Origin of the sequence: Mesorhizobium sp. 131-3-5, assembly GCF_016756575.1 — a bacterium.
GTDB lineage: Bacteria > Pseudomonadota > Alphaproteobacteria > Rhizobiales > Rhizobiaceae > Mesorhizobium > Mesorhizobium jarvisii.
Genome location: NZ_AP023254.1, coordinates 6466096 through 6492439, shown reverse-complemented (window position 1 = coordinate 6492439; position 26344 = coordinate 6466096). Strand labels below are relative to the sequence as shown.

Annotated in this window: 29 protein-coding genes and 2 pseudogenes; 13 read left to right on the top strand and 18 right to left on the bottom strand. The window is 59.1% G+C overall.

The annotated features are described in order from the left end of the window. The first annotated feature begins 410 nt into the window (after positions 1–410). Positions 411–1022 (top strand): recombinase family protein, encoded by a 612-nt coding sequence (locus tag JG747_RS31740; protein ID WP_202360826.1) that lies wholly within the window; start codon positions 411–413, stop codon positions 1020–1022. 552 nt (positions 1023–1574) lie between these two features. Here the strand turns inward: JG747_RS31740 and JG747_RS31735 are convergent. The 7 genes from JG747_RS31735 to JG747_RS31705 form a co-directional block, all read right to left on the bottom strand. Then, on the bottom strand, positions 1575–2405 hold the full coding sequence (locus tag JG747_RS31735) for a COG4705 family protein (protein ID WP_202360825.1): 831 nt from the start codon (positions 2403–2405) through the stop codon (positions 1575–1577). 99 nt (positions 2406–2504) lie between these two features. Further along, positions 2505–2882, bottom strand: coding sequence for a hypothetical protein (locus JG747_RS31730; protein WP_202360824.1), 378 nt, complete (start codon positions 2880–2882; stop codon positions 2505–2507). Between the two features lie 248 nt (positions 2883–3130). Beyond that, positions 3131–3271, bottom strand: a complete 141-nt coding sequence (locus tag JG747_RS37210) for a DUF1344 domain-containing protein (protein ID WP_244748449.1) — start codon at positions 3269–3271, stop codon at positions 3131–3133. A 185-nt stretch (positions 3272–3456) separates the two neighbouring features. Next, a complete protein-coding gene (locus JG747_RS31720; RefSeq protein WP_202360823.1) occupies positions 3457–6105 on the bottom strand; it encodes an ABC transporter permease in 2649 nt (882 codons plus the stop codon). Between the two features lie 2 nt (positions 6106–6107). Beyond that, positions 6108–6770, bottom strand: a complete 663-nt coding sequence (locus JG747_RS31715; RefSeq protein ID WP_202360822.1) for an ABC transporter ATP-binding protein — start codon at positions 6768–6770, stop codon at positions 6108–6110. Then, on the bottom strand, positions 6763–7425 hold the full coding sequence (locus JG747_RS31710; RefSeq protein WP_202360821.1) for an ABC transporter ATP-binding protein: 663 nt from the start codon (positions 7423–7425) through the stop codon (positions 6763–6765). The genes JG747_RS31715 and JG747_RS31710 overlap by 8 nt, the downstream gene beginning before the upstream one ends. Before the next feature lie 4 nt (positions 7426–7429). Then, a complete protein-coding gene (locus JG747_RS31705; protein WP_202360820.1) occupies positions 7430–8002 on the bottom strand; it encodes a hypothetical protein in 573 nt (190 codons plus the stop codon). 133 nt (positions 8003–8135) lie between these two features. Between JG747_RS31705 and JG747_RS31700 the strand changes: the two genes are divergently transcribed. Together JG747_RS31700 and JG747_RS31695 are read left to right on the top strand one after the other, a co-directional pair. Beyond that, positions 8136–8792 carry a response regulator gene (locus JG747_RS31700; protein WP_202360819.1) on the top strand — a complete coding sequence of 219 codons (657 nt, stop codon included), beginning with the start codon at positions 8136–8138 and terminating at the stop codon, positions 8790–8792. Continuing rightward, positions 8774–10114: an ATP-binding protein gene (locus JG747_RS31695; protein WP_244748297.1), complete on the top strand. Its 1341-nt coding sequence runs from the start codon at positions 8774–8776 to the stop codon at positions 10112–10114. The genes JG747_RS31700 and JG747_RS31695 overlap by 19 nt, the downstream gene beginning before the upstream one ends. Before the next feature lie 159 nt (positions 10115–10273). Here the strand turns inward: JG747_RS31695 and JG747_RS31690 are convergent, their stop codons facing one another. Next, a complete protein-coding gene (locus JG747_RS31690) occupies positions 10274–10852 on the bottom strand; it encodes a recombinase family protein (protein ID WP_202360818.1) in 579 nt (192 codons plus the stop codon). A gap of 213 nt (positions 10853–11065) precedes the next feature. Here JG747_RS31690 and JG747_RS31685 point away from each other — a divergent pair, with 213 nt between their 5' ends. Then, the gene (locus tag JG747_RS31685) at positions 11066–11443 is read left to right on the top strand and encodes a hypothetical protein (RefSeq protein WP_244748296.1); all 378 of its coding nucleotides are present in this window, start codon (positions 11066–11068) and stop codon (positions 11441–11443) included. A gap of 237 nt (positions 11444–11680) precedes the next feature. After that, positions 11681–12181 (top strand): hypothetical protein, encoded by a 501-nt coding sequence (locus JG747_RS31680; protein WP_202360817.1) that lies wholly within the window; start codon positions 11681–11683, stop codon positions 12179–12181. Between the two features lie 16 nt (positions 12182–12197). On the opposite strand, the gene JG747_RS31675 is transcribed toward JG747_RS31680, so the two are convergent. Beyond that, positions 12198–12740 carry a phosphatase PAP2 family protein gene (locus tag JG747_RS31675; protein ID WP_202360816.1) on the bottom strand — a complete coding sequence of 181 codons (543 nt, stop codon included), beginning with the start codon at positions 12738–12740 and terminating at the stop codon, positions 12198–12200. Positions 12741–12828: 88 nt separating this feature from the next. Here JG747_RS31675 and JG747_RS37695 point away from each other — a divergent pair, with 88 nt between their 5' ends. Then, positions 12829–13053 (top strand): DUF2127 domain-containing protein, encoded by a 225-nt coding sequence (locus JG747_RS37695; RefSeq protein ID WP_342216761.1) that lies wholly within the window; start codon positions 12829–12831, stop codon positions 13051–13053. A 214-nt stretch (positions 13054–13267) separates the two neighbouring features. Here the strand turns inward: JG747_RS37695 and JG747_RS31665 are convergent, their stop codons facing one another. The 3 genes and pseudogenes from JG747_RS31665 to JG747_RS31655 all read right to left on the bottom strand — a co-directional run. Then, on the bottom strand, positions 13268–13975 hold the full coding sequence (locus tag JG747_RS31665; RefSeq protein WP_202360815.1) for a phosphatase PAP2 family protein: 708 nt from the start codon (positions 13973–13975) through the stop codon (positions 13268–13270). Positions 13976–14175: 200 nt separating this feature from the next. After that, positions 14176–14370, bottom strand: a complete 195-nt coding sequence (locus JG747_RS31660) for a hypothetical protein (protein ID WP_342216760.1) — start codon at positions 14368–14370, stop codon at positions 14176–14178. A gap of 756 nt (positions 14371–15126) precedes the next feature. Next, positions 15127–15450, bottom strand: a pseudogene (locus JG747_RS31655) (helix-turn-helix domain-containing protein); the annotation flags it as partial. A gap of 70 nt (positions 15451–15520) precedes the next feature. On the opposite strand from JG747_RS31655, the gene JG747_RS31650 reads away from it, so the two are divergent. Both JG747_RS31650 and JG747_RS31645 read left to right on the top strand, forming a co-directional pair. Further along, positions 15521–16186 (top strand): hypothetical protein, encoded by a 666-nt coding sequence (locus JG747_RS31650; RefSeq protein ID WP_202360814.1) that lies wholly within the window; start codon positions 15521–15523, stop codon positions 16184–16186. A gap of 354 nt (positions 16187–16540) precedes the next feature. Continuing rightward, positions 16541–17191, top strand: a complete 651-nt coding sequence (locus JG747_RS31645) for a hypothetical protein (protein ID WP_202360813.1) — start codon at positions 16541–16543, stop codon at positions 17189–17191. 203 nt (positions 17192–17394) lie between these two features. Here JG747_RS31645 and JG747_RS31640 read toward each other — a convergent pair whose 3' ends face one another. Both JG747_RS31640 and JG747_RS31635 read right to left on the bottom strand, forming a co-directional pair. Beyond that, positions 17395–17898, bottom strand: coding sequence for a divalent metal cation transporter (locus tag JG747_RS31640; RefSeq protein WP_202360812.1), 504 nt, complete (start codon positions 17896–17898; stop codon positions 17395–17397). Positions 17899–18105: 207 nt separating this feature from the next. Continuing rightward, complete coding sequence (locus JG747_RS31635) at positions 18106–18369, bottom strand: hypothetical protein (protein ID WP_202360811.1); 264 nt, start codon at positions 18367–18369, stop codon at positions 18106–18108. 225 nt (positions 18370–18594) lie between these two features. On the opposite strand from JG747_RS31635, the gene JG747_RS31630 reads away from it, so the two are divergent. Further along, positions 18595–18894, top strand: a complete 300-nt coding sequence (locus JG747_RS31630; RefSeq protein WP_202360810.1) for a DUF1236 domain-containing protein — start codon at positions 18595–18597, stop codon at positions 18892–18894. A gap of 682 nt (positions 18895–19576) precedes the next feature. Here JG747_RS31630 and JG747_RS31625 read toward each other — a convergent pair. The 3 genes and pseudogenes from JG747_RS31625 to JG747_RS31620 form a co-directional block, all read right to left on the bottom strand. Beyond that, the gene (locus tag JG747_RS31625; RefSeq protein WP_244748294.1) at positions 19577–20005 is read right to left on the bottom strand and encodes a hypothetical protein; all 429 of its coding nucleotides are present in this window, start codon (positions 20003–20005) and stop codon (positions 19577–19579) included. Positions 20006–20033: 28 nt separating this feature from the next. After that, positions 20034–20231: pseudogene (locus JG747_RS37205) on the bottom strand (cupin domain-containing protein); the annotation flags it as partial. Between the two features lie 78 nt (positions 20232–20309). After that, complete coding sequence (locus JG747_RS31620; protein ID WP_244748293.1) at positions 20310–20552, bottom strand: BBE domain-containing protein; 243 nt, start codon at positions 20550–20552, stop codon at positions 20310–20312. Positions 20553–21202: 650 nt separating this feature from the next. On the opposite strand from JG747_RS31620, the gene JG747_RS31615 reads away from it, so the two are divergent. Continuing rightward, positions 21203–21397, top strand: coding sequence for a hypothetical protein (locus JG747_RS31615; RefSeq protein ID WP_202360809.1), 195 nt, complete (start codon positions 21203–21205; stop codon positions 21395–21397). 64 nt (positions 21398–21461) lie between these two features. After that, on the top strand, positions 21462–22751 hold the full coding sequence (locus JG747_RS31610; protein WP_244748291.1) for an NRAMP family divalent metal transporter: 1290 nt from the start codon (positions 21462–21464) through the stop codon (positions 22749–22751). A 736-nt stretch (positions 22752–23487) separates the two neighbouring features. On the opposite strand, the gene JG747_RS31605 is transcribed toward JG747_RS31610, so the two are convergent. After that, a complete protein-coding gene (locus tag JG747_RS31605; protein WP_202356190.1) occupies positions 23488–23721 on the bottom strand; it encodes a helix-turn-helix domain-containing protein in 234 nt (77 codons plus the stop codon). Positions 23722–24798: 1077 nt separating this feature from the next. Between JG747_RS31605 and JG747_RS31600 the strand changes: the two genes are divergently transcribed. Together JG747_RS31600 and JG747_RS31595 are read left to right on the top strand one after the other, a co-directional pair. Beyond that, the gene (locus JG747_RS31600; RefSeq protein WP_202360808.1) at positions 24799–25083 is read left to right on the top strand and encodes a hypothetical protein; all 285 of its coding nucleotides are present in this window, start codon (positions 24799–24801) and stop codon (positions 25081–25083) included. A 354-nt stretch (positions 25084–25437) separates the two neighbouring features. After that, entirely contained in the window at positions 25438–26196 is a 759-nt protein-coding gene (locus tag JG747_RS31595; RefSeq protein ID WP_202360807.1) for a class I SAM-dependent methyltransferase, read from the top strand. Positions 26197–26344 lie beyond the last annotated feature (148 nt).

Sequence of the window (26344 nt, the reverse complement as noted above, 5' to 3'; positions counted from 1 at the left end):
ACAAAAGTCATCGGAAATGAGCACCGACTATAAGCCCTCGATGGGCAGCGCCATCTCCACGTCCATTTGGACCCCATCGACCACGAAAGTCATGGAGTTGGTAAAAACGAATCCTGATCGCTTGTAGAATGCGATGCGTTGCAGGAGGGGGCCACCAGCAAAACTAAGAATCAACCCCATGCAAAGATTGCAGATGCATTCCTTCGATGCAGTGCGAGAGGTCGGCAAACCCGGAGCGCCGAAAGGAACAAAACGCGTTCGAATAGCAGAAACACCGCCGAGTTAGTCCAAGGTTCTCTAAGGTGTGCCCTTTTCGAACCGGGTCTGGGGTGGTTCGATAAATGCTCTTTGACTTGTCAAAACGAACCGTTTATTAGTAAACCACTCAAACCGAACCGGGGGCGCATATCATGACACTCATCCGAGCCTACCTTAGGGCCTCGACAAGGGAGCAGGACGCAGGACGGGCACGGGGCGACCTTGAAGCGTTCTGCCGAGAGCGAGGACTGACCATCGCTGCAAGCTACGAGGAGAACGAGAGCGGGGCTTCGCTGCACAGGCCAGAGCTATTCCGGCTGCTCAGGGACAGCAGGCCCGGCGATATCCTCCTAACGGAACAGGTCGACCGCTTGAGCCGCCTCTCGGACAAGGACTGGGACCAGCTCAAGCGCGAGATCAAGGACCGGGAGGTCAAGGTCGTCGCTCTGGACTTGCCGACTTCGTACATGATGCTGAAGACCGAGGACGCCTTCACCGGGCGGATGTTCGACGCGATCAATGGCATGTTGCTCGACATGCTCGCCGCCATTGCCCGTAAGGACTACGACGACCGGCGTCGCAGGCAGGCTCAGGGAATCGCAACGGCGAAGGCCGAGGGGCGCATGAGGGGCCGGCCAGAGGACACCGAACGCAACGACGCCATCATAGCCATGCTTCGGAAGGGACAGAGTTGGAACACCATCCTGAGGGCGACAAACTGCTCACGCTCCACGCTCGCAAAGCTCGCCAGGCGCCTAGAATGAACTGGCCCCGAAGACCTACAACGAGCTAAGGGGTTCTCTTTTTACCGGGGTAGCCGCTCGACGTCACCTGTTACGATGTCGACGCCGAGGCCTTTAAATACGCATTAAAGCTTCGCCCGGAAAATACCCTCACGGTGGCACTGATAAGGATGGGCAAGCTACTGCCCGATCTTCAGGCAGCGGGGTGGGCAGAACGTGTCGTGGGTGGGACTGTTCCGCAATTGCAAATTCGCCGGTGGAAGCCTTAGAGCGTCGGACGCTCAGGCAAGTGAAGCCGGTTTAGCGACCCGCAATCAGCAGGCGAGGTTGCCGCAGGTCGCTATCATCTGCGTCTTGGTTGCCAAGCACATCCGCACAACGCTTCTTCATCCGCAACAACTGCGCGCTCGACATGTGGTTGACGGCTCCCGCAATGCGAGTTGTACCCAGGGTGCCAGAAGTACCCGGCGGCCCAAGCGTGCCAGGAGTACCCGGAACACCGCCGACGTCGACACCTACTGACCTGGCCGACAAGTTTTGGAGATGCGACGCCAGTCCCAACACTGGACCTCTTCAGGGCCGTTGGCCGGCGGCGGCCGGCTTTTTGCCTAGTGCCTCCTCCTCATCAACGGCGATCAATTCCTCTCCTTCGTGCCGCACGCTCATATAGATCACGATCGCGACGATAGATGCCAGAAAGATCGCGCTTGTCACGATTGTCCCGAGGCCGAAGCCACCGTATTGCCTGGGCTGAGACAACAGGTCGCCGAAGGAGGCACCCAGAGGCCTGGTCAGGATGTAGACGAGCCAGAAGGCGAGGATCGGATCGAGCCCAAGAAAGAAATAACCAATGCTGAGCGAGCAGATGATCATCCCGAACAGGATACCAGTCGCCAGATATCCAAGTGCGAACTTCTCGGCGACCAGATCACCTGCCGCCGTCCCGAGCGCAAAGGTGAACAGGATGGCGAGCCAATAGAATGCCTCGCGCCGGTTGGTGAATATGGAGTGGATTGAAAGCGTGCGCTCCGCCTGGAACCACAGTGTGAACGTCAGCACCAGAGCGACCGAGAAAGCGATGGTGGTATCCATAAGCGGAACATGAAAGTTGTCGACCAAATTGTCAGTTATCAACGTGCCGACGATGCTGATCAGCACCACCGAGAGCCAATAGGCGGCCGGAACATATTTCTTTTGTGCAAATTGCCAGATCAATGCGCCTACCAGAATGGCCGACATGATCAGCGATGTCGCTGTCAACCCCAGGCCCATCTCCACGTTGAGATAATCGGCCGCCGTTTCGCCCATGGTGACGGCCATCAGCTTGATCAGCCAGAAATCGGGCGTAACGGCGGGAACGCGATTGTAGACGACAGCTTTGACGGTACCGGTCGTAGCGGGCATCATTAATATCCTTTGAGTGGGTGGGGAACGTGTCGCAGTTCTTGGTGAGCGGCCCGAAGGGCGTGTGATGGTGCCGCCGCGGTGGCCCCACCGAGCGGGCTAGGCCGGATTGTTCAGAACCGCCATAAGGGCGGCGAGCGTCTTGTTGACCTTGTCAGGCGAGGGGCTGGATTGGCGAACGGCTTTGAGCGCAGCGTCCGATGCAGCGTCGATGTTGTTCCATTGGTCCTGGTTCAGCGGACGAATCGCGGTCTCGGCCTGGTCCCAGGCCGTTTCGTAGTCGGTAATGCGTTTAGAGGCAGCAGCCAAATCACCCTTGGCGGCGAGGGCCTGAACGTCGGCGATGATGGCCTTGAACGATGACAGATCACCGAGGCTAGCCGTTTTGGCAGGTGCATTGTTTGCATACAGTTCGAAGCCTGTGAAGGCTGCCACCGGAGCAACAACGAGCGCGATGGCGAGAAAAATCTGTCTCATCAAGGGATTCCTGCAAATTTTCTGACGACGAACGAGGGCGGAACTTCGGCCGCCCTCTTGGCTGATCAAGTGTGCCTGCGGCCGCGGCGACACATGGTCATCATCGCCGCATAGCATGGCCCGCAATCAATACGCACGTTCGATTAGCTGAGAATTAGAGCCGGTGCCCACATGGAGCCGATACGTGTTCGATTAGCCGCAAGGCGCGCCTGCAAGCGGCGGACGATGGCGTCCCGGACACCAACGGCTCACTTCTGCAAGGCCAGGTGCGAAACGACCGCTTTGCCGCCCCTAATCGAATAGGTTAGCGGGACCTTCACCCCCACTCGGACGTTAGTATCCTCGATCCCCTCGGGCAGGGTATAGGTCTTGCCGTCCGATAGAGTAATCGTATCGGCATTCTTACTGATCCCGGTGATCGCGCCTGAAGTTTAGGCGGCGAAGGCGACGCTCATCGCTGCCAGCATCAGCATCGCGGCCATAAGGGACTGTCTTCTCATTCTACTTTTCCTTCCACGGTTTCAGCCCCCAGTCGCAGCAATTTTGCAATGGCAGCGCCGGCCGCCGGTCGTGCTTACTCGCCTCTCAGCTTCTCAATGACGTGCCTCGTGCTGCGCACCGCCTCGCCTGTAGCGGCGAGCAGAGCTGCGCCGATTGCGGTGACGACGAGGGCAAAGAGATAGCCCCAAGGCAGCGAAAGCGTCTCCGGTGGCGGGTCGAACACGCCGGTCAGCAGCTTGACAAGCACATAGGCTATGACGGCACCGACCGAGAGGCCCAAGAGCATTCCGCCGCCGACCACCAAGGCAGCTTCGCTCCAAACGAACGCTCCGAGCTGCCGCGGCTTGGCGCCGAGCGCGACGAGGACGGCGAAGGAGCATTCCCGGTCGGCCAGCCCCAGCCCGAGGACAAGTCCAGCGGAGGCGGCAAGCATGAGCAACGCGAAGATCAGCTCTAGCCGGGTCAAACCGGCGAGGTCGACCGCTGTCAGGCTCGATCCTATCAATGCCGCGGCATCCCCGATCTGGCGCACCTTGAGCGCAGGTAGATCCGTGGTCACGCGTTGGGCAGCCCGTGCAACGCGGGTCGGATCGCCGACCGATTGGATCAGGACAATTTCACTTGCCGCGGAACCGGTCTGCTGGGCAATGTAGGTTGCATTGGCGACCAAAAATGAATCCTTGGGGGCGGTCGGGAATTCGCGCACCACGCCCAGGATGTGAAAGGGCACTCCGTGGTATTGGTGGTCGACGGCGCTTTGCAGGCGCAAATTGATGCCGTCGCCGCGACTGAGTTGATAGTCGTTGACGGTTTCCTGCGAAACGAGCACGCCATCGGACGTTCGTGCCAGATCGGCGAGTGCGGCCTTGGCGTCGCGATTCGCGAAATAGGCGTCGGACATGGCGGTGGCCGATGCGAAGTGCACGGCATCGATGCCATAGAGATCCTGAAGGTCAGTCCCGACGTAAGCGTATCGATGTTGCATCGGCTGTACAGCCACCACCCCGGGCAGTTTGGAAAGACGATCTAGCACTTGGGATGCGGGCTCGGCGGTTGTGCCAGTGACGGTGACATCCGCGCCATTCGTTAGCTCGGCGTCGACCCGGGCCTGGGCTTGATAGGTCGCGTTGAAGATCGCGGTTGAGGCAGCGAAGGCAAAGGCGAGAGCCGCCAAACCAATGCCCGCGGTCAGTCGCCGTCCCTGCCGTCCAAATGTCGCAGCCACCACATCCGCGAGAGGACCGGTGAAAGGACGCAGACCTCGGGCGATGGCCGGCTGGCCGTACTGAAGGGCGGCCTCGACAAGCCGCACGCCAAACAGGGCCAAGCCGATCCAGAGGAGCATGGGAGCGAGAAAGGCTGTATAGTCGATCGACGCCCCTGCCACGCCCTCGGGCGCGAGAACGACCTGATATCCGCTCGCTGTCGAACGCCAGAAGAACGCCGCACCCAAAGCCAGAAGCACCAAATCGAGATAGACCCGCATCCAGAGCGGCGTCCGGCGCGCACCGATCGATCGCCGGGCGGCGACAACGGTCGAGCCGCGATCGTCGCGCCAGGCAGGGATCAGGATCGCTGCGAACGAAAGCGCGATGCCGGCTGCCACGCTCAGCAAGGCGACAGCTGCACTGCTGAGAAGCGCCACTCCAAAGATGAGGTGGGTGGCGAGCGCGCCGAGGAGAACACCAAGCGTCGCGCCGCCGACGCCAGCGGCCGCCGCCTCGGCCGCAGCCAGGCGAAGAACGGCATCGATTGTTGCTCCCCGCAGCCGCAGCAGCGCTTGGTCGCGGCGGCGCTTATCCCCCCCGGCGCCCGCCACGGCAAGGGTGAGCAGGACGGCGAGGATTATCCCCGGGATACCGAGGAACAGGAAAACCAGTCGGGCGTACAGCGCATCCTCGCGCACTGCGTCGAGTCGGGCGGCCAGATTGTTCGAGAGCAACGCCGCACCGGCGACCCGGGCTTCGAAATTGTGGCCGCGTACGGTCGCCGCTGTGCTCGCTTCGACCGGGTCGGACGGAAGGCCGTGATGATCGAGCTTGACGTGGAACTCGATACGAGCGCTATCCGGTCGGCTCGCGCGCTGGGGCTCGAACGCCAGCTCCCACTGCGGCATGGGCAAGAACACAACGTTGTCGGGCGGCGCTTGCGGGGAGGCACCAGCCGGTACGCCGATCGCCTGGAAGACCGCGTCCGCGTTCTGCAGGTCGACGACGCCAGCGATCGTCACCCGGTTGTCGGACGCCTCGTGGCGGTGGATGATGACCTGGTCGCCGACGGTGACATGCAGATTGGCGGCGGTTTGCTGAGCGATCAGGACACCATCGTCCGACCCAAGCAAGAGCCGGGCCTGGGCCGGGAGTTGGCTAAAATAGCTTGGTTCGATCCCAAGGACCGTGCCACTGCCTGTCGTCTGCACCGTGCCCCCCGTGTTCGCCTCGAAACCGGCCACATCGGCATAGCCCACCGTCTGCAATGTGCTAACCGGCGCGGCGGAGCGGATCGCAATCTCAACGGCGGCGGGATCCGCTCCGGACAACAACTGGACCTGCCAGTCGACGGGCACTTGGGCAATCGACCGCACGGTCATCTCGGCCGCGCTGGATTGCAGAAAGGCGCCAAGGCAGGCGATGAACGCAACTGTCAATGCCACCCCACCGATGGTACCGACGAGGCGACCGGAACGGGTTCGGATCAGTCCGATCAGCCATTGTCGATACATTCTTACCTCGCGCCCATGCACTCGAATTTGCCATGAAGCATCCGCCAGACATGGTCCATCTTTGCAGCCACACGCTCATCATGCGTGGCAATGACGATGGCGCTCCCCGACTGCCGTCCCCAGGCAAGGAGCCGGTCGACCAGCATCGAGCCTGCGGCCTCATCGAGTTGCCCCGTCGGCTCGTCGGCGACAATCAATTGCGGATTGGTCACAATGGCGCGGGCTACCGCAATCCGCTCGGCTTGGCCGCCGGAAAGATACTCCGGCAGCTTTGCTGCCAGGGCTTCCACCCCGAAAGTGGCCAGTGCAGCCAGAGCGCGCGCCTCGGCTTTGGTGCCATGACCGAGAAGGACCGGCAACTTGACGTTCTCGACGGCAGTGAGCGCAGGTATTAGGTTCGCCGATTGGAAGACGACACCGATCCGTCCCGGGCGCAGCGCGTCAGGCGGGCCGAGCCCCGGCCATTCGATTCGGCCTGAGCTCGGGCGGTCCAGTCCGGCGATCAGGTTCAAAAGTGTTGTCTTACCGCAGCCCGAAGGGCCAATGATTGCGACTGTTTCTCCGGCGTTTATCCTGAAGGAGCAGCCTCGGACAGCCGAAACGACGCTGCGCTCGCGCTGAAAGCTGCGCCATAGATCGGCGGCCATGACCAAAATCTTAGCCATCGACAATGCGTCCATCCCGGATGTCGATAATTCGGTCAGCCCGCGTGGCCAGCGCGCTGCTGTGTGTGACGACGAGGACGGCCGTGCCGCCGCGACAAACCTCTATGAAACGATCGACTACGCGCTGTTCCGTTGCTGCATCGACCTCGGCGGTCGGCTCGTCGCAGAGCAAGATCGCTGGCCTTGGTCCGAGTACGACGGCCAGACTAGCGCGCGCGGCCTCACCGCCTGAAAGGTGGTTGGGCAACTCGCCGGCGAGGCTTTCGATGCCCAGGCTGCCGAGAAGGCCATCGACTTTGTCCGGCCGGTCGCGACCGGAGATCTGCATCTGGAGACGGATGTTGGCCTGAACCGTCAGATGCTCGAAGAGATTGCCGGACTGCATGAGCATGCCGAAATGGCGGGCCCTCAAGCGAGCCCGCTCCGGTTCGGTTCGCCGGGTCATGCGCTCGCCGAAGACCGACACCGAGCCGCCATCGGGCTCGTCGATTCCCGCTAGACAGGCAAGCAACGTCGACTTGCCGCTGCCCGAAGGGCCGCGCAATGCGACGAATTCCCCGGCATCAAGCGTGATGCCGACCCCGCGCAGAGCCACGACCTCGTCGTCGCCGGTATGAAAGAAGCGGTAGAGCTCGGTTGCCTCCAGCACGGGCATGCATTCATTTCCATTGCAGCGAGTTGGAGATCAGCTGCCACTGGTCGACATTGTCGGCGCCGGCCGGTGCGGCCATATCGAGGGTGAGGGCCTTGCCGCCCTTGAACACAATGAAGCGCTCGTGCTCGACGCGGATTTGCTTGTTGGTGACCGGATTAGGCGCGGAATTCGACAGATAGCTGATACGAACGGCAGTTCCCGCCGCGAGTTTCACGTCCTTGACCGCTATGACTTTGACGGCGTGCCCAGCTTTCATGAGGTCTGGAACCTCACTAGCCCGGGCTGACGCGACCGTCGGAGCCGCGCTCGCCGTTCCAAGTGTTGCGTCTATCTCATCGTATTTGTCGAAGAACTTAACGCCATGGTCGATCGCCGCTCGCGACCATCCCTCAGGCACCTTCAGGCTGAACCCGTCAGGGGAGTTGTAGGTAACGAAGACTTGGTTATCCGGAATGTCGCCAGGGGGGTTCTTTTCAGGCGCAACGAGTTTCTCCTGCGCCGAGGCGGAAAGAAATGCGCCCGATGACAATATCAGCAGCGCAGCCAATGCGGCGACGGTCCGAGGGTGAACGGTCATGATTAAGACTCCTCTTCGCGCCAGTGATGGGCATATGGCGCTCAGAAAATTAGGAGGGACTTAGGCTGCCACGCGACACTCGCTGGCTCCAACCCGACTTTCGCACTGATGACGCTCGGAATAGTAAGGTGTCATGCGTATTCTCCTGATTGAAGATGATGCGATGCTTGGTAGGGGTCTGGTTCAAGCTCTTGAAGATGCCGGCATTTCCGTTGACTGGGTGCGCGACGGGCAACTTGGGGGCGAGGCCGTCGCCGTTGGCGGGCACGGTCTTGTGCTGCTCGATCTCGGCCTGCCTGGCCGCTCAGGATTGCAGATCCTCCGTTCGCTGCGGACTGCCGGCGACACGAGGCCGATCCTGGTGATCACCGCGCGTGACGAACTCGACGATCGCGTCACGGGGCTCGATCTAGGAGCGGACGACTATCTGGTGAAGCCGTTCGAAGTAAAGGAACTGCTTGCACGGATGCGGGCGGTTTTGCGTCGGCGTGGCGGGCAGGCGATCTCGGTCCTCAGCACGAGCGAGGTTGAGCTCGATATGTCGAGCCATGAGGTTACATATCGCGGCGTGAGCCAGGTGCTGCCGGCGCGCGAATTTGCGCTGATGCATGCGCTGATGGAACGCCCTGGAACCATTCTGTCGCGCGGTCAGCTTGAAGAGAAGCTCTATGGTTGGGGCGAGGAGGTGGAAAGCAACGCCATCGACGTGCTCATCCACTACGTGCGGCGCAAGTTCGACAAGCCCATCATTCGCAACGTACGCGGTGCAGGATGGATGATCCCCAAGTGAAGGGCGCGATTTCGCTGCGACGCACAGCCTTCATCTGGCTCGCCGGGTTGATGGCGATCATCGGCGTCTGCGCTGCGACGGCGTCCTACCTCCTCGCTAAGAACGAAGCATCCGACTTCCTCGACAATCAGCTTCGGCAAATCGCGCGCTATATCGGGGACGTACCTCCCTCGCCGGTGGTCGACCCAGATGGTGGAGTGCCGCACGATCCGGAAGACGATTTTGTCATTCAGGTTTGGGACGCGTCCGGCCATCTGCTGCGACAGTCGCACCCCTCCATTGATATTCGCCGAGAACCGGCAACCGGCTTCGCCAATATCTCGACCGACACGAACAATTGGCGCGTCTACACACTGGCGACGCCGAAACGAACCGTTCAGGTTTCCCAGGAGATGAGCGTCAGACAGGAGCTCGCGACTGATGCAGCGCTCCAGTCGGCGCTCCCCGTCGCTGTTTTGATTCCATTGTCATTGCTAACGCTGAGCTGGATCATCGATCGGATCATGACCCGACTCAATCGCATGGCCGTAGCGGTAGCCTCCCGAGACGCCGCCTCCGACGACCCTGTTCCGATCGACGACGTTCCTTATGAAGTTATTCCCTTCGTGAGTTCGATCAATCTACTGCTCGCGCGGCTTCGTGCATTGCTAGAGCAACAGCGGCGGTTTGTTTCGGATGCGGCCCATGAACTGCGCACGCCGCTCTCGGCGCTACAGATTCAGATAGACAACCTTCGGCACTGCGACCGTGATGGTCGATTTGCCGGCCGTTTGGCCGAGCTCGAGGCAGGCATCGGCAGAGCCACTGACCTCGTAAGCAAACTTTTGCGCCTCGCGCGCTATGACGCTCGCGAACCTGCACCCACACCGGGGCCCATCGACTTGGTGCAGCTTGCTGTCGACATTGTGGCGCGCCTGACCCCACTTGCCGAGAGCCGTTCGATCGATCTTGGCCTCACCAGTCGGCATCCGGCCATCGCGATCGGTGCGCTTGCCGACTTCGAGATCATCCTTGGCAATCTGGTCGAGAATGCCGTGCTTTACACGCCGCTGGGAGGGACCGTCGACGTGGCTGTGGAGGTAACCGGGCAAGAAGCAAGAATTGAGGTCCGAGACACGGGTCCTGGCATTCAAGAGGACGAGATTGGGCGTGTCTTCGAGCGATTCTTCCGCGCCAGGCCCCAGGAGGCCGAAGGAAGCGGCTTAGGACTGGCGATCGCAAAGGCTGCTGCCGAAAGAAACAATGCGCGACTCTCGCTCGCGCTGCGCGAGGACAGACCTGGTCTTATTGCATGCCTTCTCGTGTCCTTGGATTTCGGGTGAGAACGGTTGCTTACTCTTGATGCCGACCGAAAAGGGACGTCCTGCTCGCGGCCCTAGGCGCGATGGCCTTGCGATGATGACCGGTTCGGCCCTTGCCGCTGGCAACAAATCTGCACTCGGAAATCCGGCGGTCATCGCGTGAGCGCCTTGCCGTTTAACTTATACCGGGCGCCTCGCGTGTTCTGCCAGGATCCGAAAAACGCTTGCCCGGCTGATCCCCAATGCCGCAACTGTATCGCTAACAGATTTACCCTCCGCCCGCATCATCATCACGTCCTTTGCCTTCGCGCGGGCGGTGGGTTGCCGCCCCTCGTACTTGCCGTCAGCCTTCGCCTTCGCGATCCCCTCGCGCTGCCTCTCAAGCATTAGCTCGCGTTCGAACTCAGCGATTGAACCCAGCAAGTTCAACATTAGCTTTCCCGTAGGAGTGGCTGTGTCGAGGTTCATTGCCAGGATGCGAAGACCAGCCCCCTTTGCCTTCAAGGCCTTGGTGATCGACACAAGGTCGGCCACAGAGCGAGCTAATCGGTCAAGCTTAGTAACAATTAATGTGTCACCCTCGCGCACCCATTCGAGGACGGCGGCAAGCTGTGGCCGATCAATCGCGACCGAGGAAATCTCCTCACGGAAAACCTTGGTGCATCCGGCTTGCTCAAGGTCGCGGAGCTGGGCCTCAAGGCCTGCCTTCTGGTCGGTGGTGGAGGTGCGGGCGTAGCCGACTAATGCTGACGTGGACATGTGAATAGATCTCCATCGGCGTTCGTGTGAGACCATTATGTGAGACTGCCTGCTGGAATGTCAAGGGACCATTCATGTGAGACTGTCTAGCCCATTATGCAGGAGAGTCACATGGGCTTGCCCTATTGAGACTAGGTAATGTCGTTCAGACAAATCTTCCGTGGGTAGCGAACGCCTGATGGTCCGGTGCGGCCACCAGCAACCCGCTCGCACGTGAAGGAGCGACCGCTGCCGGGCGAAGCGAAGCCCATCTTCCACCTCCTCGATCAGGCCGGCCTAGAGGGCATGGTATTCAAGCGACGCGACAGCAAATACCGCAGCGGCCCGTCGACGAACTGGCTGAAGGCGAGATGCTACTCGGTCGACGAATACAAGTTGCTTGGCGTCGAGCGTGAAGCCGGCAAGCCTGCCTGCGCCCTTACGCCCGATCGAGCGACAGGCCGCTATGTCGGTTCGGCCTTCATCAACTCCAGCCAGGCGATCCGAGAACGGTTTTGGAAGCGCGTGCAGGAGCATGCTGGGCCGGCGCCGAAGGGCATGAAGCGGCGGGCGACACAATGGGTCAAGCCGGGGAAAAGACGCCGAAGGTGAAGGGCGGCGTCCAGGTGGCCGATGCCTGGATCTAAACATAGACCGACGGCACCTTTGGCCCGCTACACAGAGTGGACGCGTCGTCCAGGGTCGTCCCGCACACATAGATCCGGCTTAGCTGGGAGCTCGTGCGTTCACGGGGTGGTGCATGGCGCACGAAGGAAGTTTTGACGAAGGCCTGGCTGCTGCGCGCTAAGCGCCAGGAGCTACATAAGCGGGTCGCAGATGTGTTGGAACTTGATGCAGGCAGAAGGGTATCGATCTGAGCGCCTTGGGAAGACGCTTGAAGATGCACGTTTTGCCGCCGCGAACACTCCATTGGTCGAATTGCAGTGTGACGTTGCGCTGTCACTCGCGCCATTTTATTGTGCTTCTGGCCGCAATTACGACTACCTGATCCTGGTGGAAGAGCAGCTCGCAAGCTCTTCCGATCTCCTTCCCAAGACCTACCTGAGTGGCCTTTTGGCTGCCAAGGGGATGGCTCACTTCAACCGGGGAGAACAGTCGATGGCGGCGGATGCCTTGCGGAATGCGCTCGGTTTGATTTATAGTGTCGATGAAGACGGTCGTATTTTGTTCGCCGGCGTGGATCAGCGTCTCATGGCCCTGGGCTATCTTAGCGAGTCATTGCTGATATTGGGTTTCTTTGACGGCGCGTTCGAAACGAAGGAACGCATTTTTCTAAATTTTTATCAACTGGTTGATCGCGAGACCCATCGAGAACGCAAGCCCGCATAACGTTGCTGGAGCCTCTCTAAAGAATCCCGGTCATGAGCTTGTCCAATCTTGAATTCTTTCGATAGGCCAATCGCACCACCACTGCAGCTACAACGCCAGTGACCGCACCGCCGACGACGTCACTAAGGTAGTGGGTGCCGGTGTAAATTCTCGACCAGCAGACCAGAAATGCCAGAACCGCAAGAGCAATTGTTCGGCGGGGTAGGCCTTGCATGGCGAACGCCGCAACAATCGCTACGGTCGCAGTCGCATGGTCTGAGGGGAATGACCAGTCGGCGCTGGGCGAAATCAACAAGTGCGTCACCCCGGCATCGTAGGGCCGTACTCGGTGCACGAACAACAGTATGAACTGGTTGATCGCGAGACCCATCGAGAACGGAAGCCCGGCCGACAAGGCTGCGTGTCGAACGTGGTAGCGGTCGGCCTTCGCCCACCATTGCAGAGCCACAGCCAGCACCATCAACGGAACGCCAATTTGTGAGACGCCAATCATTGCCTCATCAAGCACGGGGTGAAGCCCGGCTGCGGCGTTGATCCAGTGGGTAAGAGTTGCATCCATTCTGTCTTGCTTGTTGTTGTCACTCGCGAGGTGCATTTATGAGAGCAGTCGACGAACGCCGCATCCATCAAATCTTTGAGGTCAGCGTATGGCTAAAGGAGCCCATGCCCTAATTGAATGCCTCGGCGGCATCCTGCTTTATCTCGTTACCACCGACACTATTGCCTCGTGGGTCAATGCCTTCACCCAAGATGAACTGATCGAAGATCCGAAGGATTTCATAGCCGGCCATCTGTCGCAGGCAGCAAGCCATTTTTCAATCGCCAACAAGGAGTTCTACGCCTTCTACCTACTCAGCCACGGTCTCATTTAGTTGGCCTTGGTAGTCGGGCTCTTGCGAGGCAGGCTGTGGTCCTATCCTGCCTCGCTCGTGGCGCTTGGAGCGTTCATGTCTACCAAGTCTATCGCTGGTCCTACACCCACTCTGCGGGCCTATTGGTGCTGACCGTCTTTGACGCTGTGGTGATGGTGGTGATCTGGCACGAATGGGGCGTGATGCGGCGGCACGGGCCGGCGTGATCGCCAAGCTATCGACCTCGTCTTTGCTCGGCCCATCTGATGACGGACCAGCACAGAATTGCCCAAGCGGAACCAACGCACCAACCTGCGAGGACATCGGTCGGGTAATGTACGCCGAGATAGACCCGGCTCAGTCCCACCATGATCGTCAAGAACAAGGCGATCGATACGAAGTAGGCTTTGACACGATGATCAGGGGTCGCTTTGGCGAGTAGGGCTCCGAGCGTGAGGAACGTGACCGCGGAAAGCATGGCGTGTCCGCTTGGAAAGCTCGCCGTGAAGACCCTCGCGGAATGGATGACATCTGGCCTCGGCCGGTCGAACGCGACCTTAAGGAGGGTGCTAATGGCCTCGCCACCGGCCACTGCGATGGCTACCAAGGCGGCATACCATCGCTTCCGTGTGATGAGCAGGTAGCCTACTGCAGCTACTGACACGAAGGCCAGGAACGCGAAGCTTCCGAGGGAGGTCACATCCCGTCCCATTTCTTCCAGCCAAGGCGGGCCAATGGGATTAGTAGGGTCCCCAGCGCTGCGAAACGCCATAAGTACCGCCCGATCAAAACCCGTCGTGTCGCCCTCAACAACTTCTTCCGCGAGTAGACCAAATCCGAGGACAAGCCCGCCTGCCACAAGCAGAATGAATATCGGCCACATACCCTCGCTACGCAAGCCTCGGAGAACGCCACCGGCAGGGTTGGGTGCCTTGATCTCCATCTATCTCGACCTTGTTCGGAGGGGCCACAGTTGGCGGCAGATAGGAACAATCGCGATCCGCCTCGCTGGTTCCATCGGGATCACGTCGCCCTGCGCGGGGCTTCAGATTAGTCCGCCTTAGCGGTCGCCTACAGTATCGAGGGCAGGCGCAAGGCGTTTAGCCAGCTTGGCAAGCGTTGACCGTGAGCAGTTGGTGGCCCTCACAAATGGTGTTCCAGCTCTGGCCCTTCAGCAGCATGTCCATTGCGTTCGGCGTCCTCTGGCCGGCCCTTCATGCGCCCCTCAGCCTTCGCCTTAGCGATGCCCAGAGCCTGCCTGCGGCGTCGGTCGTCGTAGTCCTTGCGGGCGATGGCGGCGAGCATGTCCAGCAGCATCCCGTTGATCGCGTCGAACATCCGTCCCGCGAAGGCATTCTCGGTCAGGCAAGTGAAGCCGGTTTAGCGACCCGCAACGGGGTTGGGTATCGAAATCACAGTCTGGTCCTGCCGCCAACCAAAAGGATGACGTCTTAACCTAGCACTCGTCGAAATGTTCCAGGCCGCTTGCGCCCTCAGATTCTCTTCGATATCGTCTTAGATGTCATAAACTTTTTCATACCAACGGGCCGGGGTCGGCATGTCCCCGGCCCGAATCAATTTCAGGTGCAGCACTTTGCGAGACCTGAATTTCTTCGATCCAAGTTCACCTCAGCCTCACCCGGCGCCGCCGCCATTCTCGGGAATAAACTCGACGCCGGCCGCTTCGAGTGCGTTTTGAGGCTTAGCTAGGATGTCCTGCTCGCCTCCAGACTTGCCCGTTTCGAAATTGGTGAACGTGTTGCGGTGGACTCCGGATCTTCCGAAAGATCGCGAACGCTCCAGTTCACTGGCCTCCTGGCCCCCTCATCTGTGCGCTTGTGGAGCTTCTTACAGACCTGATAATGGATGCCGACGAGAGCAAGGAAACCGAGCAAGATCATTGGCAGTCGTTGCGCTCGAACTATCGAGGCGGTTGAAGGGTGAAATGCTCTAGGCCAACTCTATATTGCCAGGCCGATTGAGGCTGCAAGGATGGCGTATTCGCATAGGGTTCGAATCTGTTTGTTGGATTGTCGATCGCTAGGCTGGTAGGCACTTTAGCGGGGCCAGCGAAGCTACAGCGGAGATGCCGAATTAGCCGACCACGGGTACAATTTGCTGCCGCTGCCGCAATCTTGCGGACGGGAAGTAAGAATAAAACGTTGTTCGTGAAACTCCCATCCGTTTGGCAACATCGGCGACAGGAATGGTACCAGCCTTCAACAGTGCGGTGGCAGCCTCGACATCTTCGACACTAAGCTTTTTCCTGCGACCGCCTTTACGCCCGCGAGCCAAAGCAGCCTTCAGTCCTTCCATCGTTCGTTCGCGGTTCAAATCAAGGAAGTACTCGGCCATTGCGCCGTGCATCTGCAATGCGAAACGCCCGTGTGCCGTCTCGCTATCGAACTGCTCGGTGAGGCGCATGCGAATTGCGCGACATGGAATGACGTGCAATTATCATTCGAACGCTTTTGCAGGGGGAATACCCATGGCGTTCGACTATTGCCATCCGACCGCGCCGCACAAAAAGCTGCGCTTGCCCAACTGGTACGTGTCGAGCCTGATGATGGATCGGGCGCTGGATGCTGTGGCGCGCAAGGTCGAGACACTCGACCGCAAGCACGACATCCCCTATCTCGCCGGCTATTCGAAGGATGGGAAGACGATCTATATCGACCGGCATATGCCCCGCGAATGGGAATATAAGGGCCGCAAGATCAACACCGACCGTTTCCTATTGTTGCACGAGGAGGTCGAGAAGTCTTTGATCGACCAATTGGACCTGCACTATCTGCACGCGCACCAAATCGCCACTCGGGCGGAAGAAGCCGCAGTGCGGGCGGCCGGCATCTCCTGGCGTGACTATGACCGCTTCATGCAGAAGTACGTGAAGACGATGGACGATGAACGGCTTACCAAAGTACCGGCAGACCTCGACCTAAAACCCTACCGCGACGAACACGACACCGATCTGCTGGAGCGCATGGCGACTAGCATCGATAAGGGCATTTACCCCGCAGGCGTCGACAAGGCCAAGTTGCACGCCAAGATCAAGGGCCAACTTAAGACGGTCATGACCCACACGCATCACCCGAAGAGCGGTGCGGCGGCGAAGGCCACCCCTGCCGCGAAGAAGGCGACGGGGCTGCGTTAGCCAAGGCAAGTCAGGCCAGAGTTCCTGCTTCTGCCATTCCGGGCCGACCGCATCTCCGGCAGATAGAGCATTTTCCGAGCCCGGGTGGCTGTTTTTGAACATCGCAGATCACTCATGCCGGCGCGGCCTTCCGGTTGCCCCAACGTGTCGACTTTAACTCAGATGGAGCCCGACGCAGTCGTTTTTCGTAATTTACGAATCCGTAAGTCGCTAGACCCAGTGCACGCGTCTATAACGTCCCGCGAGCGGCTGCCGCTTGCTTGGAAGGGAGAGTTTGCGATGCGATTTCGGTTTGCCCCTATGTTTTCACTCGCTGTTGCTGCGGCCATTCTGGCGCTTGCGCCGAGTGCAGGCATGGCTGCCACCAAGACCGCCAAGGAATGCAATGCCGAATACGCCGCTAACAAACCCGCCATTCAGGGTTCTGGTGAGAAGAAGGCGGATTTCATTGCAGCATGTCGCGCGGGTACCGAGGTCATCCCTACCGGCGTAGCACCGGCTACAACCGCTGCTCCCACCAAGAAAGCGGCCCCGGCGTCGACGGCAACCACAGGGAACGTAAAAACGGCAAAGGCCTGCGATGCCGAGTACGCAGCCAACAAAGATGCGATCAAGGGATCTGGCGAAACCAAGAAGGATTTCGTCGCCGCCTGCCGCGCCGGAACCGAAGTGATTCCCCCGGCCCAGAACACTACGACCGTGACGCCTTCGAAACCTGCGCCAACCACAACGACGGCACCGACCACCACCACAACTCGGACTAAGAATGCGCCAGCGCCGGCCGCGACCGCCACACCGACAGGTGCCAACCAGTTCGCGACCGAAGGGCAGGCGAAGGCCCGTTGCCCGGCCGGCACTGTGGTTTGGGTGAACCTGAAGTCGAAAATTTTCCACTTCGCCGGGAGTAGGAACTACGGGAACACCAAAAAGGGCGCCTATATCTGCGAGTCTGATGCAACTGCGTCGGGTTTCCGCGCCGCCGAGAACGAAAAGCAACCGCAGTAGTCGGCGGCGACCTCCTGCGATCCGCAAAGGACCATACGGCTTCGCCCGCCGGCTACGGCCGGCGGGCAAAAGGTGCGCTAACGTTACCGAGGAACTATACCCCCCTGAGGAGGCCATTTTAGGGGTGAGCCGTCGGGTAAGTCCCTGCGGTCAGCACACCTTGTCGATTTCACCGAGATACCTCGCCGTCTTCAGGACGAACGCTAAACAAAGAGTTGGACAACCATCAGCGTTGCCGCCGCTCCCATCACCGCTGTCGCAAGCCATCCAATTAGCCGCATCCACATAGGCACAGGCGTCTCACCCATTATGTCGCTTCTGGCCGTCATCAGCATCATGACAGCCACGACGGGCGCGGCGACGACGCCGTTGACCACGGCACTCCAGTAGAGCGCCTTGATCGGATTGATAGGCGTGAAATTCAGGCATGCTCCAACTAGGGCAGCGATCGCGATGGTCGCATAGAAAGCCTTGGCTTGCAGCGGTTCACGCTCCAGGCCCACCGGCCACTTGCGGGCCTCGCCCAATGCATACCCGACGGAGCCGGCCAGAACCGGAATAGCCAGCACTGTCGCGCCCTCGCCGACGATCTCGAAGCCTCCGATCTCCGACAGGCTGCGCGTCACGCCTTCGCGAAACAGTGGAGGATCGTCGACAGTAGCGATGCGGATAGCGCCAACCAGCTTGTCCTCCCGGCAGTCCATCATAGGGATATAAAATCCATTGTCTGATAAGGGGAGACGACAGAGTAAGGTTCGCCGCGTCGCCCGGCTTACTCAAGCGGCCGGCCAGGCTCGGCTAGTCCCCGCCAGGTATTCTAGGCAGTGTGCGTGATCCGTACGAGAAGAACGAACAGAGCCGCACCGAATGCAAACAGCGTATAGATAGCAAGGAGTAAAAGGACGGGGAAAAAGTCACTGCGGTACGCTGCAAAGGACCATGCCGGTTAGAGAGTTGGCAATTTCATGGTGCAATACGTCGTCTTTGTATGCTCCAACTCCGATGCTCGGAATTTTCTTCTCTTCTATCGCCTCTGCCCGCTCTGACGTCGCCGCCGTCTTGGCGTTGTCAGCCGCCTTTAAGATCCTGTTTGCAATATGGGTCCCCACCAACGGATCATCGGATAGATGGTCCTGTGAGACCGCTTTGGCGAAGATTTGAACGCCGTGTGTGCTCACTCGCCAGTAAGCGTCTTTCCTGACTTAAGTTCCCTCTAAAGTATCAACTTAGCATCGCGCGAGCATTCCGCGCCTTTTGGTAAGATCTTTCCGTTTTGGGGATGGGACTTTGGTCCGATCGGTGTGCGACCGAAGTCCGTGCACAGGAACCATGCGGCTGGCCGTAAGTTCGGACAGCGGCGGGCAGGGGATCCTGCTGCCGCCAGATTACAAGAGGAGAAGAGTATGAGAATGCACCTAACCAGCGCCGCCGCGGCGCTCGTCCTGTTTGCCGGCGTTGGCGCAGTTGCGGCTGAGGAAGTAGTCATCACACCTGAGCAGGACACCGTTGTGCGCGAATACGTGAAGAAGCAACCGCTGGCTTCAGTCAAGATTCCTGGGGTGGAACTGAACGTCGGCACGGCTCTGCCGGACACGGTCGAACTGCACGAGGTTCCCAACGTCAAATATCGTTATGTGGTGGTCGACAAACACACAGTTCTGGTCGACCCGGGAACGCGCAAAATTGTGAAGGTCTATGATTGACCTGTGCCCGTGCCCTCGCTCCGCCGCCAGCCACGGCGGTGGAGCTGGACGCATGCCATACAGGAAATCCGGGAGAGCGACAGAAATGGCTTTGTGCGGTGAACTGAGCGATGTGCCGATGGAGATTCTCTGTCCGGCCTGTTCGCACCCTATCGTAAGGTTTGGTTCCTGGCTCCGCACAATCGGACGCTTCAGATGCGACAGCTGCGAATCCATGGTGCGCATAGGTTATGAAAAGAAGCTCTCGATCTTTGCCGGCTACCTGAAAAACCCGCAACAGCGGGGCAGTGGGGCGCCGACTGGATCGTTCGGAAGTACCCAGCGACCACGTGTAGTTGCTCCATGGAACCGCCTGTAACGCCCGCGAACGGCGTCGGTCGCCGCCACGATGGCGCGAGCAAAAGGGAGCAGAAAGATCGTTCGGGCGAGCCAAACGGCCATGCTTTCGAAGAAGCGGCGTCGCGTACCCCGGCGATCTATCGTTGTTGAAGGCGGTATATGGCCGCGTTTGTAGCGAACAAGGCCTTCCCGTGGGGTGCCCCGAGGCCGCCGAATTGGCCGCAGTCGCATCGCATTCGAAGAAGAAGTGTTGTTGCGCGAGCTTCGGCGAAGCTTACTCATTGCTCTTCGCGGAAGTCCTGCAGTGAGGCATGGCGAAGGTCTTCCTTGCCGCGCAAGTGCTTCACCCCCGATGATGCCGGGCTTGACCCATTGTGTCGCCGGCCAACGTATCCGATAGCCGCATGCGCCGGCGCGCCGCCATTAGTTTTGTGACGAACTTGCGCAGCAACAAGAGCAGGTCTTGCGACAGCATAGAGTTCCGGTATCGCCCGCCCTTGCCGCGCTCGACACGTAGCAGCATGCGCTCGCTGTCGACGTCGGCGACCTTCAGGGTCGAGACCTCCGCCACGCGCAGGCGGGCGCCAAAGCGACCGACAGCGCGGCCTGGTGTTTGAGGCAGGTGGTGGCGTTGAGGAGCCGGGCCACCTCGTCGCGTATGAGCCACGGGCAGTTTGCGCGGATGCGCCAAACGCACTTGCATGCGCGCCAGATCGGGGCGGTCGATCGTGTGGGTGAAGAAGAAGCGCAGCGCCGACACGAGGCTGTTCATCGTCGGCACTCCAACACCGACGTCCTGCGTAACGGCCGCGTAGGTCAGAAAGCGCCTTCGGATCTGGAGAGCCGTGTGCCACGAGCCTGGCAAGCTCTTCAAAATAGTGCTCATGCCCGGGCGGAGAGACGGTCATCAGCACCCGCGCCGGCTTCTCGCTGACATTGGTGATATTGTGCGGCTGCCCCGGTGGTATGAACAGAAATGTACCTGGGGTCGCATGGATGTCGGCCAGGCGCGCGCGGCAAACAGGACAGCAAGGATCGTCCAGCGACTGCGCACGGTTCCCCCACGGATTTTCGATTTATCCAGGCCTGATATTCTGATTCAATCGAAAGAAATTGGTCGGCTCGTATTGCTTCTCGATAGCGGCAAGGCGCGCGTAGTTAGCGCAGTAGGCATCACGCACGGGCTCGTCACACTCATCACCGAGATTGTTGGCATAAACGCCGCCGGTTGAAAATGGTCTGACCGCATTCCACAGGCCGCGTGCCCAGCGGATGTTTGCCTCGTCACCGGCTGGATCGTCCCACGCCGGCTGCGCCACCCGAAAGGCGCCCGATCGCTTGGGCTTGTGAACTCGCACCTAGAAGACCGAAAACTGCCGCCGCAACAATTGCTTTCTTCATACCCGTTCCGGGTCGACCTGGGACGGGCTTTTTGAAGCAGCCGGACTGAAGTGCTGGAGGTTGATTGCTCGGCGTTGATGGTCGCCCAATATCGGGAGCATAAACGATGGACCCGGCAACTGCGGAAGTGATGATTTTGCTTTCGTGCAGCTCAAGCGAGCCCTTTGTCTGCAAACCAATCGATACCCCTGTGGTTTTTTCATCGCTTGAGCAATGCCGGAGTTCTCTCAAGAACAAGCTGGCAAGCGCTCCGACGGGGCAACTTGTCGGCCGTTGCCGCAGGATCGATGCGACATTGGCACCGTCACCCGACCGGGTTTACCGGTTCCGAAAGGATGGTTCTTGACTCACCGATGGCGCATCTGGTCTGCCAAAGGTTATGCGTCCGCGTCGGGAGGGTTACGCCAAACTGAGTCACAGCCGAAATCAGCGACCGCATACTGGCACGACATTGAGGGGGCTTCGGGGTGGATGAGGAACGTAAGTCTCAGGATCTTGTTTCGGCATTGGACATACCCCGGCAAACGGGTGCGAGGGATAGGCGACATTATTGAAGGGAGGGCGCGAAGTGAGCCGTGACTCAAACCTCCAGAAGATTATTTTCCTGACAGGCGTGGGGCTGGCGATTTCTCTGACCGGCACCATAGCCGCCTTGGTTGTCAAGAGATTGCTTCCGGGCCATCCATTAGCGACCCTGATTGGCCCATTCATCTGCGCGGGGTCGGCTCTCGCCTTCAGCAAATATTATTACGGCCGATTTTGAAAATTGGACCTTTTAGCGATTCCGAACGTTAGCAGATGGTTTTCTAATCGGGCGGGGTTTCATCGTGGGCGCGAAGGCTACAAATCCAGTTGTTGGGCCATCCAAGCCGCGACTGCTTGGGGTTCTTGGACCTGGCCTGATCACGGGCGCTTCTGACGACGATCCGAGTGGTATCGCCACCTATTCGCAGACGGGGGCTCAATTCGGGTTCGGGCTCACCTGGACCATGCTGTTTTCCTATCCATTGATGTCGGTCGTCCAGGAAATCAGTGCCCGCATTGGCCGAACCACCGGCAGCGGCATCGCTGGTAATATGCGGAAGTACTATCCGAATTGGTTACTGCAATCGGTCGTCGTCCTGCTGATCCTCGCCAACATCATCAACATCGGTGCCGATCTTGGCGCGATGGGTGATGCGCTGAAGCTCATCATCGGCGGCCCAGCGCTCCTCTATGTGGTGCTGTTCGGCACTATCTCCGTCGTACTTCAAATTTTCCTAAAATACAGCCGCTATGTTTCTGTGTTGAAGTGGCTTACGCTTTCCCTATTCGCTTATTTCGGCACGGTGCTGTTTGTTCATGTGCCCTGGAGCGAGGTGGCAAAAGGCTTGTTCATTCCCAAGCTCTCGCTCGATGCTTCGTTCTGGACAGCAGTGGTCGCTATTTTCGGCACCACCATCAGCCCATACCTGTTTTTCTGGCAGGCTTCACAGGAGGTCGAGGACCAGAAGGCCAAGCCGCGACGAAAACCCCTGAAAAAGGCGCCCGAACAGGCCGAGAGCGCGATCGAGCGCATCCGTCTGGATACCTACGTTGGAATGGCATTTTCGAATATCGTCGCCCTCGCCATCATGATCACGGCCGGCGCGACACTCCACGCCAACGGAACCACGGACATTCAGTCTACCAGCCAGGCCGCCGAAGCTCTTCGGCCAGTCGCAGGCGTCTTCGCTTTCGCCATCTTCGCCCTCGGCGTCATCGGAACGGGACTGCTGGCAATTCCGGTCCTGGCCGGCTCCGCCGGGTATGCATTGGGCGAGGCCCGCAAGTGGCCGGTGGGCCTGGAGCGTGAACCGCTGCAAGCCAAGGCTTTCTATGCGACCATCGCGATCGCTACCCTAGTTGGAGCATGCCTGAATTTCACGCCTATCAATCCGATCAAGGCGCTCTACTGGAGCGCCGTGGTCAACGGCGTCGTCGCCGCGCCCGTCATGGCTGTCATGATGCTAATGACGGCCAGAAGCGACATAATGGGTGAGGCGACTGTGCCTCGGTGGATGCGGCTAATCGGGTGGCTTGCGACAGCGGTGATGGGAGCGGCGGCTACAGTCATGGTTGTCCAACTCTTTGTTTAGGGTTCGTCGTGAAGACGGCGAGGTGTCTCGGTGAAATCGACAAGGTGTGCTGACCGCAAGGGACTTCGGCGACGGCTCGGCCCTCTAAAAGGTGGGCCGTTCGTGTTTTAACGATTAATGAATTAGCGAGGACCTAAAATTCGCTAATGCGTTTCGCTGCCCTATTGTTCTGTTGGATCGCATTCTTTGGCTGGGATTTGTCCGCCAACGACGGTGAATACGTCAACGCAATCGGCATCAGGCTCTGCATCTCATCCGCATGACCGGTCTTATCTAACGGCTAGGCCTTGACGAGGTCGCTATATCCCGTTCGTCGCATGGCAGGCTACCCGCCTTCAGATTGTCGGGACAGCTCGAACTGTCCGCCTATAGACCCACGACGGAGCAGGTCGAGGAGATCATTCCGCCGACGCCTAAGAAGCGTTGACGGTCTGAGATGAACATTAGGGGCCGCTTATAGTTTCTGATGTGACCGAGGCTGACCCGCGTCGGCAAGCTCCGCGACCGTTACCCCTGGGACGCTCGTCGCTGCCGTGAATGGGGCGACGGGTCTAAATCAGGCTTCAATCGCCGCCCAGCCTCGAAGGGGCACTCTTGTCGGACGAGGCTTATGGTCTCCTTGTACGCCATTGAACGCCGAGCCGTTGCTTTCCTCCGCCCGACTGGTCCATTGCGTTTACGTCGTCGAACTGCGGATGTGCCAGCGACGACGGGACAGTCACAACGCCGCTTGGGGTCAAGTTCGAAGCCTAACGCCCCGTCCAATGATCGTCGTTTCGCCAATAAACTCTACGCCGCCCGCCTCAAGCGCCTGCTGAAGCGCGGAAACGGTCCTTCCGTGAGGGCCGGTTGTTGCTCCACGGTCAAGATTCGCCACGCAAGTGACAGATACTCCCGCGGCCTCTGACAGTTCCTTTTGTGTCCACCCCAACAGCGTGCGCGCACTGCGGATTTGTTGTGGCGTAACCATTCGAATGACCCCTCCTAAAAGGTCGTCCTGATTTTCGACGCATGCTAGAACTTTCAATTCGTGTAAAATGTTCCGGAAATTAGCACACGCTGATTGAGTCGCGTTTTGCGAGTGTGTGCATGCGTCTGAAGTTCATCGAGCCTCTGGAGATGATGGGCGGCTGAATCTAAGCCGGACTTCGAAGGCGGGCGTCTAGCGCGTCCCCAAACTGACACAGGCTGAATACGACGCTCTGTCGCCGGCATGCCTTCACCCTTTCCGCTGGCCTCGTGCTGGCGAGAATACAGTTACTGTGAATCTGTCCCCGCCGGTAACGGTCGACATTGCAGCCGTGAAGCTGGTGACAAGCTATGTGCCGCCGACGAAAAAGAAGCCACTCGTCGACAAGCCGACCTGAACGGAACGTGCAGATTGCCCTTCCATTAGCCTTTGTGCATATTTGAGGGGCTGGGTATCTCCATTCCCGGAAGGCCCGGTTGCCGTCCCCCTTTGTCACCCAGAGCTGTGCGGCGGCCGGGCCGTCTACAGCGGCGACCACGCCAGCGTCGACCCGGAGGACATTGCCGGTGAGTTCTATCGGCTGGCCTTTCTTCAGAGTCGATGTCCGGTCCACTATCGAGTGTGGAAACCCATAGTGCGGGATCGAGACGCTGACCCGATCTTCGGTCACGCGCTTCCGCACGATCGCTGTGATCGCAACCTCGTCGCCGACCTTGATGCCCATCGCCATGCGATGATTCTGGCGCCGTTGGTGGCTTCGTCAAGCGGTCTCTAATATGCGAATGAAAACTTGCTTGCCGTTCAGCCCGCGATCGCCATTCCAATGCCTACGCGCTCTGAGGGCTTTGGTGAGATCATCAAAGATCGTGTCCATGGGCCGATTCTAGATCGAAACCCGGAATCTGTGATTCCCCTGTTGTCCTGTTCATTTGAGGATGAAGTAGAGCGGAACGAGAATTGAGAATGCCGCGATACCTGTGAGGATTAGGTTTGTGGTCATGAGCCCCTGCGGCAATTTCATAACCACTCACAAACTAATTTAGCTAAAATGCAAGGAACCAAAACAGCGCAGCCTGCTTGAATCGCGGTTTGTGGGTCATCGGCTACCTGCTGGACCTGGTAGAACCTGACCCGGATCTTGAGCCGTGGTTGGCCGGCGCCGTGGAAGTTATTGGCACCGACGACAGGGAAGGGGATAACACCGACGATGAATGGTCGCTTGGTTGGACTACTACCGAAGCGCTTGGCTTGGGCGAAGACGTGGAACTGGACACTTGCAATTCGGAATATAGCCTGGGCTGGCACGAAGCATGCAGCCAAGGCTGGGACGAATGGGCGCGCAACGGTCATAGGTACGTTTAAGGCATCGACGGCGAGGCATGACCCGTTACAGTATTTTCCTAAGCCCACCACCTCATTGTGGCGGGCTTTTTCGTGGTGAGTATGCTGTGAGAGCGTCATATGGGCGTCATGGGAAGACCGGAAACGTGCGCTTTCAGCGGCTTCCCAACAATACGAATCCGTAAGTCGCGGTGGAGATGTGTCTGGCCTAAGCTTCCACTAAGCCAGAATCTTGGATCGAGTGAATGAAAAAAGGCCACATTGGCGCAATTCCTCACGAGACCCGCCAAACGAAATACCCGCAAGCTGTGGCTTCGATTATTGAAGGCCAGTGACAGATTTTGCCGGTTGCTAACCAGAAGCAGCAAAAACCGAATGTACGATGACATTGCCCAGGAGGCGCCCTTAACGCCAGTAGTGCCTGACTTACTCCTAGCCCCTCGCATGTCGCTCCTGCAGCCTGAGCTAATTGAGAAAACAATTGAAGGCATGGGCGCCCTAGGCCTGCATGACTTCATCTCCCAACAGTTTTCCATGCCGGAAGGCACGTTCGGACGTTTGACCGGGGCGGTAATGGGCCAGATAAATCTCTTGCCCAACAAACGAGCCATCGAACTGTTGGACATCGCGGAACACGATGACGTGCTCGAAATAGGATTTGGGCCTGGCTTAGCGCTCAGGAAAATGTCGCAGCTCGCGCGGAGCGGCAGGATTACCGGGGTAGACCGGTCGCCTACAATGTTCCGTCAGGCCCAGACGCGAAACCGAGCGGCAATTCAACGAGGAAGACTGAAGCTAATCCAGGGCACCTTCGAGTGCCTGTCGCTGGAAAGCGCATCCGTTGACAAAGTTCTAGCCGTCAACGTGATCTATTTCTGTTCCCCAGACGGAACAGCGCTAGCGGAGGCCCGCAGGGTTCTACGCCCCGGCGGAGCAATGTCGATCTATGCGACGGATTGCTCTTCCATGAGATGGTTGCAGTTCATTGGCCCTGAAACCCAGCAGACATTTGATCGGAAGGGACTAGAGGATTTCCTGCAACGGAGCGCATTTGGGTCAGATCATATTGATATCCAGACGGTTCGGCTGCCGTTCGGATTTCGCGGCCTCTTAGCGCGACTGCGCAAGCGATGAAGGAGGCGAAGAGCTCGGCGTTCACAGGCCACACTTTGCGCTCGATCGGCCTCAAGTTTCCGCCTGCTACCCAGTCCTAGCGCAGCACCATTTCAGCGCGCAAGGCAGTGCCGACCTCATCCAGCATAACTGGAGACATGCGCAGACG

Bases quoted from the DNA above. Each gene is read 5' to 3' on its own strand.
- JG747_RS31740 (WP_202360826.1), top strand. From the start codon at position 411: ATGACACTCATCCGAGCCTACCTTAGGGCCTCGACAAGGGAGCAGGAC.
- JG747_RS31735 (WP_202360825.1), bottom strand. From the start codon at position 2,405: ATGCCCGCTACGACCGGTACCGTCAAAGCTGTCGTCTACAATCGCGTT.
- JG747_RS31730 (WP_202360824.1), bottom strand. From the start codon at position 2,882: ATGAGACAGATTTTTCTCGCCATCGCGCTCGTTGTTGCTCCGGTGGCA.
- JG747_RS31720 (WP_202360823.1), bottom strand. From the start codon at position 6,105: ATGTATCGACAATGGCTGATCGGACTGATCCGAACCCGTTCCGGTCGC.
- JG747_RS31715 (WP_202360822.1), bottom strand. From the start codon at position 6,770: ATGGCTAAGATTTTGGTCATGGCCGCCGATCTATGGCGCAGCTTTCAG.
- JG747_RS31710 (WP_202360821.1), bottom strand. From the start codon at position 7,425: ATGCCCGTGCTGGAGGCAACCGAGCTCTACCGCTTCTTTCATACCGGC.
- JG747_RS31705 (WP_202360820.1), bottom strand. From the start codon at position 8,002: ATGACCGTTCACCCTCGGACCGTCGCCGCATTGGCTGCGCTGCTGATA.
- JG747_RS31700 (WP_202360819.1), top strand. From the start codon at position 8,136: ATGCGTATTCTCCTGATTGAAGATGATGCGATGCTTGGTAGGGGTCTG.
- JG747_RS31695 (WP_244748297.1), top strand. From the start codon at position 8,774: ATGGATGATCCCCAAGTGAAGGGCGCGATTTCGCTGCGACGCACAGCC.
- JG747_RS31690 (WP_202360818.1), bottom strand. From the start codon at position 10,852: ATGTCCACGTCAGCATTAGTCGGCTACGCCCGCACCTCCACCACCGAC.
- JG747_RS31675 (WP_202360816.1), bottom strand. From the start codon at position 12,740: ATGGATGCAACTCTTACCCACTGGATCAACGCCGCAGCCGGGCTTCAC.
- JG747_RS37695 (WP_342216761.1), top strand. From the start codon at position 12,829: ATGGCTAAAGGAGCCCATGCCCTAATTGAATGCCTCGGCGGCATCCTG.
- JG747_RS31665 (WP_202360815.1), bottom strand. From the start codon at position 13,975: ATGGAGATCAAGGCACCCAACCCTGCCGGTGGCGTTCTCCGAGGCTTG.
- JG747_RS31660 (WP_342216760.1), bottom strand. From the start codon at position 14,370: ATGTTCGACGCGATCAACGGGATGCTGCTGGACATGCTCGCCGCCATC.
- JG747_RS31650 (WP_202360814.1), top strand. From the start codon at position 15,521: ATGGCGTTCGACTATTGCCATCCGACCGCGCCGCACAAAAAGCTGCGC.
- JG747_RS31645 (WP_202360813.1), top strand. From the start codon at position 16,541: ATGGCTGCCACCAAGACCGCCAAGGAATGCAATGCCGAATACGCCGCT.
- JG747_RS31640 (WP_202360812.1), bottom strand. From the start codon at position 17,898: ATGATGGACTGCCGGGAGGACAAGCTGGTTGGCGCTATCCGCATCGCT.
- JG747_RS31630 (WP_202360810.1), top strand. From the start codon at position 18,595: ATGAGAATGCACCTAACCAGCGCCGCCGCGGCGCTCGTCCTGTTTGCC.
- JG747_RS31625 (WP_244748294.1), bottom strand. From the start codon at position 20,005: ATGAACAGCCTCGTGTCGGCGCTGCGCTTCTTCTTCACCCACACGATC.
- JG747_RS31605 (WP_202356190.1), bottom strand. From the start codon at position 23,721: ATGGTTACGCCACAACAAATCCGCAGTGCGCGCACGCTGTTGGGGTGG.
- JG747_RS31595 (WP_202360807.1), top strand. From the start codon at position 25,438: ATGTACGATGACATTGCCCAGGAGGCGCCCTTAACGCCAGTAGTGCCT.